Origin of the sequence: Okeania sp. SIO2C9 (assembly GCF_010672455.1) — a bacterium.
Lineage (GTDB): Bacteria > Cyanobacteriota > Cyanobacteriia > Cyanobacteriales > Microcoleaceae > Okeania.
In genome coordinates this window covers 36,995-49,323 of the sequence record NZ_JAAHGO010000048.1, presented here as the reverse complement: position 1 = coordinate 49,323, position 12,329 = coordinate 36,995, and the positions used below count along the sequence as shown (strand labels likewise).

Genomic DNA, 12,329 nt, shown 5'->3' with positions numbered 1-12,329 from the left:
TCAAACTATACGGTCTAGTCTAAGTATAGAATTAATCATATGAGTATAATTTGTATCTCCATATTGGCAAGCACAATTGTTTTATCTGACACAATTATCAACGGTAAACTACAAGTCTCAAAGAGGTTATTCCACTGGATAGAAAAAGTAGGCGATCGCTCTCACAAAGAAGGAAATTTTACTGCTAAGTCAGAATAATGTTGGTAGTAGTATTTGAGTATCAAAATTTTCACTACTAATGGCTAATATTAGTAAAGGAAGATTAATTAGCCATTAGTATTTTTATTGGAGAAATTTCCCAAAGAGTTTTCTAGAGGTCATTTCAGTTATCAGTTATCAGTACCCCTAGCTGTTTGCACAGCATGACCTAGGAAAGCATTGGAATTGACATAAAGAATATTCTATTTTTTTATCCCCTTAAAAGGGTCGGCTTTAGACCACAATTTTTCGGTAAAATACAGATATACAATGTCAAGATCGAAAAATTATGTTTGAACACTCTTCAATAATTAGTAAATCTCCTGAAATTATGGGAGGCACTCTTTCAGTTATCAGTTATCAGTTATCAGTTATCAGTTGTCAGTTGTCAAGATGAAGAAGTTATGTATGTTTAAAAACTCTTCAATAATTAGTAAGTCTCCTGAAATTATGGGAGTTATCCAAGTTTTTGCTAGTACTAGAGTGCCAGTAGAAACACTTTTTGACTATTTAAAAGCAGGAGAGTCTATTGATGATTTTCTTGATGGTTTTCCTAGCGTTACTCAAGAACAAGTGATTGAATTATTAGAATAAATAGGAAAACAAATTATTCGTGTAGTAGCATAGAATGAAGATTCTTTTGGATGAATGTATAGAGCTTCAATAATTGATAATTGATAATGGATAATTGATAATTACCTCTCCCGAAAAGGAAGAGGGTTGAATAAAAGGAAAATATTTTATTGTTTCTCCTTCTTGCTCTTGCAGAAACACAATTTGATGTGTTTATTACAGTTGACCGCAACTTATCATTTCAGTTGAATTTACCACAGTTCAATATTGCAGTAATTGTTTGACGAGCACCTTCAAATCGTTTAGTAGATTTGAAAGTTTTAATGCCAAAAGTTATAGATGTTCTAGCTACAGTATCTAAAGGAGAAACTAGGATTATTAGTTTATAGAAGTATAATTTTAAGAAAAAATTTTAGTTATTTTTATATTTACTCTTTAGGATTCAGAAAAAGTTAAAACAACTTTTGTAATAAACTTTTCAATTTTTTTGTTAGTTTGTTTATACTCCCCTTTTCCATCTACTAAATATTCGGGTACTTTTATATTCATTGCTAAACTAAAACCGTTCTCAATTTGTGAAAATAAGTTTGAATTTTGTTCAAAGCTTACCATTAGGTTATTCTTCTCACGATTTTTAACTAAAAAATTAATGTCTTTGTCTTGAGACAAAAAGTTTTCAGAAATGTATTGTTTAGCCGATTCTATATCTGGTAAAGATCCTTTAAATTCTGCTGATATTTTGTAGAGTTTTTTTTCTACACTTTTAGTAAAAGATTCTCCACCTATATTGAACAAGTCAAAAATACTAAAACTCGATTTCAAATTGAAATCTTTATTAGAATCAGACTCTCGATCTTTTTGATTAATTAATTCAACTTTTTTCGCACCCAAGTAACCAGCAACTATTGTATAGTGTTGCCATTTTGTGAAAATAACTTCAGTTTTAATTTTTTCTGCATCAAATTTTAAATAATCGTTAGGATTATAGGCGTTTTGAATAAGAATATTCCCCGGCTCAATCAAACCTTTTTGCTGTAAGGATTGTAAAAAACTTTGACTACTTTCATCGTATAAATCAATAGATTCTTCTACGATACACAACCCATTTTTGGTTTTATTAGTATTTTTAATTAAAATTGAATCTCTTAATTTTCTATAAGCTGAATCATACTTAATTCTCTCAGGCATACCTGTAGGTAAAACTAAAATAACTTGACGTTTACCAGGATTATCAACTGGAATATTTGCTTCATATCCATAAGGAAAAGAATGTTCTTCTGTCATATATCTCCTTTATTTATCTTCTATTAGCAACATAATAACGTTATTGATAGAAATTAATAATCCCACTAAAATTCACTCAATTTCACTAAAAAAGTATTTGATGATTATTAAGGTTAGTATTACAGGAGTAAAAATTTTTATTAATAGTTTACCTATGCGTAAAAATTTTCTTTTGTCTTGATTTTTATAATAAATATTACGCAAATTCAACTCTATGGTTTTTAACTGATTTTCTTGAATTGGCTGTTCAATTTTTTCAGCAAAGTCTTGAATTTTGTTCCGAATTTCAAAAACCCAGTCTTCAAAGTAGTAATTTAAAGATGATGCAGGTAATTTCCCTTTAATGCCTATTTTTGCCGGACGTTTAGTTGCATCTAACTTATTAGTCATAACTTCAATATAAAAGTCTAAATTACTAGACAAAATATTTATTTTATTTTCTGTAACTTCCGCAATTCCATCAACATTTAATTTATCAATACTTTTAATTACTTCTGGACCTTCTATACTATCCGAGTCAACTGTTCTGGTATTTTTGACAATCTAAATAGGAATATTTATATTGTAATTTACAATATAAAAATATAAATCAGTATTCATGTTACTTTTTAGATTAAGGATTTAAGTATTTCGAGAACTAATTGAGCAGCAAATTTTTGGGAAACAAGACTTCCAGTAACCCATTCGATTTATGTTTTTGGAGAATCTAGACCACCAGTAATATCTGTAAAATGATTCCTAAATCTTCTGCGATATTTATTTTGATTTCGTAAACTTAAATAATGAGAGACAGTCTCTTCATTATCAATTTAACCAAAATGATTACCAACTAGAATTAACTTTGAGAATGAATTTCTTTGCCAGAAATTCAAGTCTCTTTGCCATTGGCTAATATTAGCAAAATCTAGTTCAAGAGCAGCTCTATATTTTATTATTACATCATTGTCTTGAGTACCACCAATATCAAGTATTAAATCACTTCTAACAACATAAATAATACAATAGCTCTGATTAAAGGTATCTTTTTTCAAAGCATAGAGGTCGCGTTGACCACCTACATCAAAAAAAATTCTTAATTTAATAATTGATTCTTTTGAATTTTCAAATTTTATTTCTATATATATTGTTTTTTGGTTTTTTCTGGAGCTTGTACTCCCAATACCATGCTTTAATTAATGGGTAAGAATAAAGTTATATAACACAGATTTTCCGCAATTATCAACCCCTAAAATTCCCACATCAATGCCAGATAAATTAATATCTATTCTGTTAAAAAATGAATTTTAATCTCTTAATATTGTATGCCATTTCATATATATATTCACTATTTTGAGATAGTAAGCAAGGAATTTATGAAATTTGTTTAGACTATATTTAGTTGGTAATTACATAGCTAGTTTTTAGTAGCAATTGTAACGTCTATAGCTGTAACGTACAGGACGACTATAGTGATAACTACGGTAGTTGATAACTAACAGGGCGACGATAATAACGTTGAGAACGACTATAACCGTAACAATCATCGAAATTATGACCACCATTAATAGTGGCAGATTCTTCTGAAGAAATTTCAGTAAATAGTTGATTATTTTTTGTTTCTTGCATGAAGATTTTCCTCAAGTTTTTACATTATAGATTCCAACAGTTAAGTATTCTTCATGAGCGGGTAATATCCGGATAACTATCTACTCCTTCTTTTCTGGATATTCTTAATAGATTCCAACAGTTAAGTATTCTTCATGAGCGGGTAATATCCGGATAACTATCTACTCCCTCTTTTCTGGATATTCTTAATAGATTCCAACAGTTAAGTATTCTTCATGAGCAGGTAATATCCGGATAACTATCTACTCCCTCTTTTCTGGATATTCTTAATAGATTCCATAAGAGTTATATTTAAAAGTGGGATTAAAGTATTGGAGTAAAATATTTTTTTGCAGCAGAATAATCAGCACTATAGGATAGTACTTCACTACTTGATCGCTACTATAAAGTTAAAATTAATTGTGCTTTAATTCATAGAGATATAGACAAAAAAATACTGTAGTAGTAGTCTTTTATATTCCCTTTATAGTAACTAGAATTATAACGTTGGTAGTTAGAATAGTAGCGGTTATCGCCATAATAACTACGAGGACAAAGTTGAAAGCCTAAAAAATTACGGCGATGTAGAAGTAAAAATTCAGTTCAAAGGTCGATAAACCACAGACTTTTCACCATAATTTTTCACAAAACCTCGACTCTTCATTACTTGTTCAAATAATTCCGTAGACAAACAATTTTCCACAGACCAAACACCTGGTTTATTCAATTTCCCAGACAAAATTAATTCGGCAATACCACCAGCACCAATACCCGTAACAGTTGCAGTATCTTTATGTATAATTGACGAGCAAAAATCTGCCTTTTTCCCAGATTTTTTACCAATAACTTTCGCTTTAATTGCCACACCAGTACCACTATATTTATCTGTAACTTGAGTCATTTTATAACTAACTTGAGATAAAAATTCTATTACCCCTGAATTTTGTAACCAACTAACAGGAAATAAACGAGCAGTCATCCAAGTAAGATGATTATAAAAATCGGGAAAAGAACCAAATTTTGTAGTTACAGTTTTCACCGGAAAAGAAGTCGGCAAAGTCAAACATTCTGGCATATCAAACCAGTAAACACCTATTTTTCCGTAGGGTTTAGGAAAATTAATAATTTGGCGATCGCTATAAGGTTTAACAGATTGCCATTTACCATTTATCCAGACATCAAAAGGATTTTGTAAACCCAAAAAAGTGGTCCGCATAACTGTGACTCCCGCTCCACCGGAACCACCTACAACATAACTTAAATGTATCTCTTCTGGTTTATCAAATTGTTCGACAGATTGACGAGCCAAACTATTAGAAATTCCTGGAAAAATTCCTGTATTAATAATTGCTGTAACTCCAGCTTTTTGAGCAGCTTCAGAATATTCTAAAGCTTTACCAGTAAACCCACGGTAGTCACTAACATCAACATAATTAACACCTACTTCGATGCAATTTTTCAGAACATTAGTATCGCGATGATGAAAAGGACCTGCACAATGAATAACTAAATTTTCTGAAGATTTACTATAAGAATGAATAATCTTTTCTACTCTTTCTTTATCTGCTAAATCTAAAGCTAAATATTTAACTCCAGAGCTAAGTCTAGAAACAAGAAATTCTTTGATATTTGCTTCTGGTTTACGTCCAGTAATAGTAATTTCTGAGTCAGTATAAGTAGCTAAATCTCTAGCAACACTACTACCAATTCTGCCATATCCACCTATGATTAAAACTTGCTTCGTCATCTTTAGTTAATCGTCATCTTTAGTTAATGAAAGTATTTCCCCCCTTATACCAATTTGAAAAAAGAATGCTACAAAAAGGTAGATATTGATCGGATAGGCTTAAAAATAGCTGTTCCAGTTCATTTGGGATAGTTATCTCTATCTTTTTTCCCTTTTTTTCAATATTTACCGAAAAATTCTGGGTATGCGCCTCCCCTTTTAAGGGGATAAAAAAAGAGAATATTTCAGATTTCAAGCCTCCTTATTGCAGAGGTACTGATAACTGATAACTGATAACTGATAACTGAAATGACCCCTTCTTCCTTCTTCCCTCTTCCTTCTTTCGTACGGACGTTGCATAAGGGCGTCCCTACCATTTGTAACAAACATTTATCACGCTTGGTATTACCTACGAGGGAAGGGGGTTGGGGGGTTAGGTTTTTCACCCACATTTTCCAGCTTGACTAATAGGGGAAGATCAAAAAAACCCGCCCCCTAACTCCTTAATGTTAAGTGGGCAGGTTTATATAATTTATAGAAAAATATCTTTTTTGCCCCTACCACTCCACAGAATAATAGGGAAAACGATTCGCTTTAATAAAGTCCATCGCTGTTTTGGCAATAGCTGGAATTTCAATCTTGACAATTTTTTCCACCAAAAAAGGTAAGGGAATTTGACCAGGGGATACCTTAGTTTTAGGAACTTTACTCAATATCCCCCTCAATATTCTCTTGCCCCAGTCGCTTTTCTTGGTTCGTTTTTTCCTTGGTTTTTGACATCCTCCCCGGCCTAAAGGCGCGGGGATTCCTACTAAGCCGTAGCTCCTCGGCGGGTTGACGCTTCACAGGGTGCTGCTTCCTTGGCGGTAGTCTAACGCTTCCCTCCACGTCCGTTTAGAGTTTCCGAGTGCCCCCCGGCAACTAATAATACCATAGCATATATTCAATTCACTTGCAAATAAAATAAAAAGTCGCCCTACAAGGGCGAGGCTTTAAACCCAATTTTTCGGTAACGCCGACAGAAACCTTTGTATCTATCGGCGCATTCTGACAAGGATGGACCTAATTCAAAAAAGGCCGGATGCCATTGGGTAATACCATCAGTGGTTAATTGTTCATAGGTGCCATAGTTAGAAAAGTCGTAGAAAAAGCCCTCTTTCATCCCTGCTGCCTTGGGGTTGCCATGAATATAACGGATGGTATTTAAGGCCCTTTCTTTGTCAGAGTTGGGGAAGCCATGACAAGTATACCTTTGTTCCCAAAAGTGTCCTTTGCGGTTCAGGAGGGCGTTGAAGGACATGGCAGAATACCAGAAGAAGGAGTCAGGAGTCAGGAGTCAGAAGTCAGAATGAAAGAAGAAGTCAGAATGAAGAACTGGGTTTCTTGGCGTAATATTATGTCCAGATAAGAGCGCGATAGAACTCCGTTCCGCGCTCCGCGAGCAAAAAACTTCCTCCTCTCTTGTCTCCTGTCTCCTGTCTCCTGTCTCCTGACTCCTAACTAAAGAGATTGTCTACGTTGTTCAATTGCAGCAACATAAGAATCTAGTAATTTACTTACTTCTTCTAGATGTAGAAGCAATTCTGAAGTATCCCCATATTCAAGGTCATTTGCCAGAATTAAGTAATATCGGGACTCTTCTAAGGAACCTTGTGCAATATTCAAGAATCGAATAGCAGATTCTCTTCTCCCATTTGACTCCTTCTTCCCCCTTTCATTCTGACTCCTGACTCCTGTCTCCTGACTCCTTCTTCCTCATAACCCTTTTTCCGAAAGCCTTCTGCTATATTTGCTGGCACTGATACAGACGCTCGTCTCAATTGAGAAGTTAATCCGTAGGTTTCTGTTTTGGGAAAATTGCTGAAGACAGCGGTACACCTCTAAAACGAGTTGATGTGCTTTTTGCCAAACAATTAAATCTTGGAAACTTTTAGCAGATTCTCTCCTCATTCTGACTCCTTCTTCTTCCCTCTTCATTCTGACTCCTGACTCCTGTCTCCTGACTCCTTCTTCATGTGGTACGAATAATCTGCTTTGAATTCTCTTTTTGGTCTGCCCATGTCCTTTCAGTTAACAGTTATCAGTTATCAGTCAGTTAGTAACTACACCGAACACTTCTGACTTCTGACTTTCCTGCGGAATGCTGCGCAAACAAACTTCTGACTTCTCTCCTCGTGCCAGATATCGGTGAAAAAAAGTTTCTCAAGGGAAATACTACTGAATTTAGCACTTCATGCCTTCTAACTTACTGCTGCTTCCTAGCATAAAACTGCCGAGTATGATATGTTGATACAAAGGCACACGGCGCGGTGTTCTCACCCCTCCCTGTCTGTCTGACGCGGACGCGACGCGACCTCCTCGACACGGAAGTAGCATTTACTATTTCCTGGCGCCCGCGCAAATAACTTGCGCACAAGGCGGGCGCCCGCGCTGAGCAATCGGTACAATCGTCTCGGCGATACAGACCACGTAACTTTTACCCCGCACTCAGAAGACCTTACCTCAAAATACGCGCCGAGGCGCGGCGAGAAAACTCGCGAGAAGAAGGAGTGGCGGATTAGGGGGCGCTCTACATCGGTACGGGCCGCCCCAACGTCCCCGCCGATAACGTCCTCCTTGTGCGAGGACAATTCCTCGTATTCGCCATAGTGCTCTTTGCTCGTTTTTTGGTTTGGTGACTTTCTCACATACCTTCTCCTTCATTTTTTTTGTGTTTGGTAAGCATTATACTACGCCGCTATCTTGTCACGGCAGCGACTCCTCCAATCAGCTCAGGATGCATGTGCATCTCTAAGCAAAGGGTTCAATAATTCCAAAAAGGAGCAGAGAGTTGGAAAGAAAGCAGATTTTGTGGAAGGGAAAATTATTGGTACATGGGCAAGCAAGCAGAGTTGTGATATTACCTTGTGGAGGGCAGGGCAAAAATCATGTGCAATTGTGCAACACCCAATTATTAATTGAATCATTTTTTCACCTGCACTACCTGAAGACTACCACCAGCATATAAAAGTGATTTATGTGAGTCATTATCAACTAAATCAAACCCTACTTCTTTTAATAAATCCAATATATTTGTATTAATAAAATTCCAGCAAGTTTCTGTTTCAAATAACCAGAAAAATATTGCTAATCCCGGCAAAAATAGAGGATTAGTCGGACGATGAAAGTCAACAAAAGTAAAAATACCTCCTGGTTTAAGAATGCGGTAAACCTCTTGGATAATTTGCTTTAATTGTTCAGAATTCATCTCATGTAAAGCAGCACTGGTATGTACTAAATCAAATTGATTATTTGAGAAAGGCATATCCTCAGCAAATGCCTCTACATATTTAGCCGATGGTACATTTTTTTTAGCTCTATTTATTGATAGTGGAGAAGCATCTAATCCTGTAACATTTTGGGAGTGTTGAACTAGAAAATTAGTTGCTTGACCACTACCACAACAAAGGTCAAGTATTTGAGTATTTTGCTCAATAGTTAAACCCTGTAAAGCTAGTTGACGAAAGTTACTTTCTCCACCAACACTAATAGCTGCTAAACGGGAAATACCGTCATATAACCATTGATATTTATAGCTCCAGTCTCTTAAAATTGTTGCCATAAGATTAATAAGTCAAAAGTCAAAAGTCAAAAGTCAAAAGTGTATAAATTTTATTTATAGTCGATCGCTCAATTGGAATAGATTTGGGCTAGTAGTTGACTCTTCATGTCTTAGAAAATATACTTAAGAAAATATTAATATGTTAAATTTAGTAACAAATATTAAAATTGGAGCCTGATTAATACTATGAGTCGTGTTGGAGTTTTATTACTTAATTTAGGTGGGCCAGAGCAACTTGAAGATGTCCGTCCCTTTCTCTTTAATCTATTTTCTGACCCAGAAATTATTCGTTTGCCCTTTCCTTGGCTACAAAAACCTTTAGCATGGCTAATATCCACCCTACGTTTTCAAAAGTCTCAGGACAATTATAAAGAAATTGGCGGTGGTTCTCCATTAAGATCCATTACCGAACAGCAAGCTTTGGCGATCGAAAAACAGTTAGAAGAAAAAGGATTAGCCGCTCAAACTTATATAGGAATGCGTTACTGGCATCCTTTTACAGAAGAAGCTCTCGCTAGAATTAAGCGTGACCAAATAGAAAGGTTAGTAATTCTGCCACTTTATCCTCAATATTCTATCAGCACTAGCGGTTCTAGTTTTCGGCTACTCGATCAACTCTGGCAAAAAGACCCAGAATTACAGAATACTGATTATACTGTTATTCCCTCTTGGTATCAACGACCAGGATATATTCAGGCCATGGCAGAATTAATTGCTCAAGAATTAGATAACTGTCCAAACTCAGAACAAGTACATATTTTTTTCAGTGCCCATGGTGTACCAGTTAGCTACGTTGAAGAAGCAGGAGACCCTTATCAGGCAGAAATTGAAGACTGTGTAGATAAGATTATGAAAGCTTTGAATCGTTCTAACCCTCATACCTTAGCTTATCAGAGTCGGGTAGGCCCAGTGGAATGGTTGAAACCTTACACCGAAGAAGCTATTCAAGAATTGGCAACTGGTGGGGTTCAAGATTTATTAGTAGTTCCCATTAGCTTTGTTTCCGAACATATTGAGACTCTGCAAGAAATTGATATGGAGTATCGTGAGGTGGCAGAAGAAGCTGGAATTAGTAATTTTTACCGAGTGCCTGCTCTAAATACCCATCCAGTATTTATCAATGATTTAGCAGATTTGGTTGTTGAAGCTCTCGATGCTCCTACTCGTCATTTTTCTGATGCCATCCAGATGAAAAAAATTATCAAAATGTATCCCCAAGAAAAATGGCAGTGGGGTTTGACTACCACCGCAGAAGTATGGAATGGACGGTTAGCAATGCTTGGCTTTATAGCTTTGTTGTTGGAGTTGATTACTGGTCAAGGCCCCTTACACTTGGCTGGCTTACTTTAGAATAGGGACATTTGGCATCTAGCGATGCCCTTTCTAAAATTATATAGATCGGGATTACTGAATATAGCTTTAAAATATATCTTTGCAGAAGAACACCACTCCTTTATTTTTAAAGTCCTTTAGACCACCGATACCAATCTTGATAGCTACGAATGGCCAGCCACAATAATAATAAAGCAATTAATCCTCCTTGTTGTGGTGCGTCAAAGGCAAAAATTACCAAGCAAATACACAGAATATCTTGGACTAATAGCATCCAGACTGGCAAACCACGCCATCGATAAAACCATCCTACCTGAACAAGTTGCAGCACTAAGGCAAGTAAACCACCAACTACTCCCATCACGATCGTTATCCAGTCTTCTAAATGAGTAGCTTTAGCGATCGCCATACTCATAATTGCTCCTACTATTGGACTGAATAGAAGTTGAATTAAATTTAGAATACGTTGGCCTAACAGCCGTTTTGAGGCAAATATTTCAAATAAAGACCAACTAACTAAAACTCCCACTACTATTTGCGGGGAGATATTGGACAGCAGAGGTACTTTCGACCATAAGTCATTTTGCCATAAACCGATTAACAGTAACGGTAAGGCTATTCTGATACCTGCTGCTGCTGATGCAGACAAAGCTGCTAGTACTTCTACCATAAACGACAAAACAGAGTATTACTACTATTATTATCTCTTTTAGTGTTCAGTTGCTGATGTCCGGGAGGAATATCTAGATTCAGGTATTTCACCCTTTTAAGGTAATATTTGAGAATAATTTTTCTGATATTTTTGACTGATAATATAGATATTCTAAATAATTTGTGAAAAAAACGGAAGTAACAGAAATTGATGAACTGATGACTGATGACTTATGTAGGAAAAAAAATCAAAAGTGGCGATCGACAGTGTTCAAACATTTTTAACCTGAAATCATACCAATTCCCATGCATTAATGCGATACTTAGATAACAGTTCAGTTATTAAGTAATTAACACATATAGAATAACTTTTTTGCTAATTTTAGCCAAGTTAATGTTAATTATTTTTATGTTTACTTCTCCCTCACTCCCCTACTCCCAGGCTCAAGAAAATGTAGAAAAGTTTTTGATAAATGGTACTATAGAACCCATTTGGTATCTTTACACAGGGTACGTGCTTTTGGCTGCTCTTCAGAACTCAGTCCTGGTGAAGGCAGGAGATTCAGGAACGAGAATAGGGGAAAAAGATTGAAATTTGCTCCCTACTACCCATCTTTATAAATAGATAGATCTCAAATGGGTTCTATAGGATGGGTTGCGGCGAGACCGTTGAGGAAAAACTTTTAAGTAATTATGGTCTCGTATTCCAGACGGGAAATGCTTTTTTTTCTGTTACTGAATACCAGTAATTAGATTTATCCTATCAGCATATGTAGCCAAAATTAATATAAATTTTGGTATAAGAATGTTGAAAACTTAATAAAATCAAATTGAATTGAATTTGTATTCCTTAGTTTTGAGCTACCAAAAAGTAGGAGTTTTTAATGAACAGTACAACAATTTTAAATGAAAGTTTTATTAAAGTCAGAGGTAAACGTTTCCACTATATCTGGTTGCGTGACAATTGCTTGAATCCTAAATCTCGTAATCCAGATACTTTTCAGAGAATTTATGATTATACAGATAATCCACAACCAAAGCCATTATATGTGGAATTAAATGAAGAATAATTGATTATTGATTGGGATGAAAAGCCTTCTCATCGCAGTATATATCCTATTTCCTGGCTGATGAAATATGCTTATACCAAATTGAAATGAAGCTGCATAGAATAATATTTCAAGCATAATTGACCGCAGGTAGGTGTAGATAGATATAGATCGATTTAATGAATTTAAAATTCTATGTAACCTCATATAAAACTGGTATTACGACCCAGATCCAAAGCAAATCTGCAACGAACCAAAACTTGTATTATGGGATAGATTTTGGTTCGATAAGCATCCTATAGAGAGACACGACATTCATTCATGTCCACAA

At 35.3% G+C, this 12,329-nt stretch carries 15 protein-coding genes and 1 pseudogene; 4 read left to right on the top strand and 12 right to left on the bottom strand.

The features are described from left to right. Positions 1-39 precede the first annotated feature (39 nt). Together F6K23_RS27840 and F6K23_RS27835 are read left to right on the top strand one after the other, a co-directional pair. Positions 40-198 carry a hypothetical protein gene (locus tag F6K23_RS27840; RefSeq protein WP_293161816.1) on the top strand — a complete coding sequence of 53 codons (159 nt, stop codon included), beginning with the start codon at positions 40-42 and terminating at the stop codon, positions 196-198. A 408-nt stretch (positions 199-606) separates the two neighbouring features. Beyond that, positions 607-792, top strand: coding sequence for a DUF433 domain-containing protein (locus F6K23_RS27835; RefSeq protein ID WP_293161814.1), 186 nt, complete (start codon positions 607-609; stop codon positions 790-792). Positions 793-1,206: 414 nt separating this feature from the next. Here F6K23_RS27835 and F6K23_RS27830 read toward each other — a convergent pair whose 3' ends face one another. From F6K23_RS27830 to F6K23_RS27785, 11 genes and pseudogenes are all read right to left on the bottom strand, one after another. Further along, positions 1,207-2,055, bottom strand: a complete 849-nt coding sequence (locus F6K23_RS27830; protein WP_293161812.1) for a hypothetical protein — start codon at positions 2,053-2,055, stop codon at positions 1,207-1,209. A gap of 72 nt (positions 2,056-2,127) precedes the next feature. Beyond that, positions 2,128-2,445: a hypothetical protein gene (locus tag F6K23_RS27825; protein ID WP_293161810.1), complete on the bottom strand. Its 318-nt coding sequence runs from the start codon at positions 2,443-2,445 to the stop codon at positions 2,128-2,130. A gap of 419 nt (positions 2,446-2,864) precedes the next feature. Further along, entirely contained in the window at positions 2,865-3,086 is a 222-nt protein-coding gene (locus F6K23_RS27820) for a hypothetical protein (RefSeq protein WP_293161808.1), read from the bottom strand. Positions 3,087-3,510: 424 nt separating this feature from the next. Then, entirely contained in the window at positions 3,511-3,660 is a 150-nt protein-coding gene (locus tag F6K23_RS27815) for a hypothetical protein (protein WP_293161806.1), read from the bottom strand. Between the two features lie 577 nt (positions 3,661-4,237). Continuing rightward, the gene (locus F6K23_RS27810; RefSeq protein ID WP_293161804.1) at positions 4,238-5,386 is read right to left on the bottom strand and encodes a saccharopine dehydrogenase family protein; all 1,149 of its coding nucleotides are present in this window, start codon (positions 5,384-5,386) and stop codon (positions 4,238-4,240) included. 536 nt (positions 5,387-5,922) lie between these two features. Then, positions 5,923-6,078 (bottom strand): hypothetical protein, encoded by a 156-nt coding sequence (locus tag F6K23_RS27805; RefSeq protein WP_293161802.1) that lies wholly within the window; start codon positions 6,076-6,078, stop codon positions 5,923-5,925. Positions 6,079-6,341: 263 nt separating this feature from the next. Then, positions 6,342-6,665 (bottom strand): hypothetical protein, encoded by a 324-nt coding sequence (locus tag F6K23_RS27800; protein WP_367267843.1) that lies wholly within the window; start codon positions 6,663-6,665, stop codon positions 6,342-6,344. Positions 6,666-6,865: 200 nt separating this feature from the next. Further along, a pseudogene (locus F6K23_RS27795) lies at positions 6,866-7,042 on the bottom strand (four helix bundle protein); the annotation flags it as partial. Beyond that, positions 7,027-7,185, bottom strand: a complete 159-nt coding sequence (locus F6K23_RS27790) for a four helix bundle protein (RefSeq protein ID WP_293161800.1) — start codon at positions 7,183-7,185, stop codon at positions 7,027-7,029. The pseudogene F6K23_RS27795 and the gene F6K23_RS27790, both read right to left, overlap by 16 nt. Beyond that, the gene (locus tag F6K23_RS42220) at positions 7,121-7,315 is read right to left on the bottom strand and encodes a four helix bundle protein (protein ID WP_367267842.1); all 195 of its coding nucleotides are present in this window, start codon (positions 7,313-7,315) and stop codon (positions 7,121-7,123) included. Before F6K23_RS42220 ends, F6K23_RS27790 begins: the two co-directional genes overlap by 65 nt. Positions 7,316-8,327: 1,012 nt before the next feature. Continuing rightward, a complete protein-coding gene (locus F6K23_RS27785; RefSeq protein ID WP_293161798.1) occupies positions 8,328-8,966 on the bottom strand; it encodes a class I SAM-dependent methyltransferase in 639 nt (212 codons plus the stop codon). A gap of 186 nt (positions 8,967-9,152) precedes the next feature. Between F6K23_RS27785 and hemH the strand changes: the two genes are divergently transcribed. Further along, positions 9,153-10,316 (top strand): ferrochelatase, encoded by a 1,164-nt coding sequence (hemH, locus tag F6K23_RS27780; RefSeq protein ID WP_293161796.1) that lies wholly within the window; start codon positions 9,153-9,155, stop codon positions 10,314-10,316. A gap of 109 nt (positions 10,317-10,425) precedes the next feature. Here hemH and F6K23_RS27775 read toward each other — a convergent pair whose 3' ends face one another. Beyond that, positions 10,426-10,968: a DUF4126 domain-containing protein gene (locus tag F6K23_RS27775; RefSeq protein ID WP_293161794.1), complete on the bottom strand. Its 543-nt coding sequence runs from the start codon at positions 10,966-10,968 to the stop codon at positions 10,426-10,428. 865 nt (positions 10,969-11,833) lie between these two features. Between F6K23_RS27775 and F6K23_RS27770 the strand changes: the two genes are divergently transcribed. Then, the gene (locus F6K23_RS27770) at positions 11,834-12,019 is read left to right on the top strand and encodes a hypothetical protein (protein WP_293161792.1); all 186 of its coding nucleotides are present in this window, start codon (positions 11,834-11,836) and stop codon (positions 12,017-12,019) included. Positions 12,020-12,329: the final 310 nt, after the last annotated feature.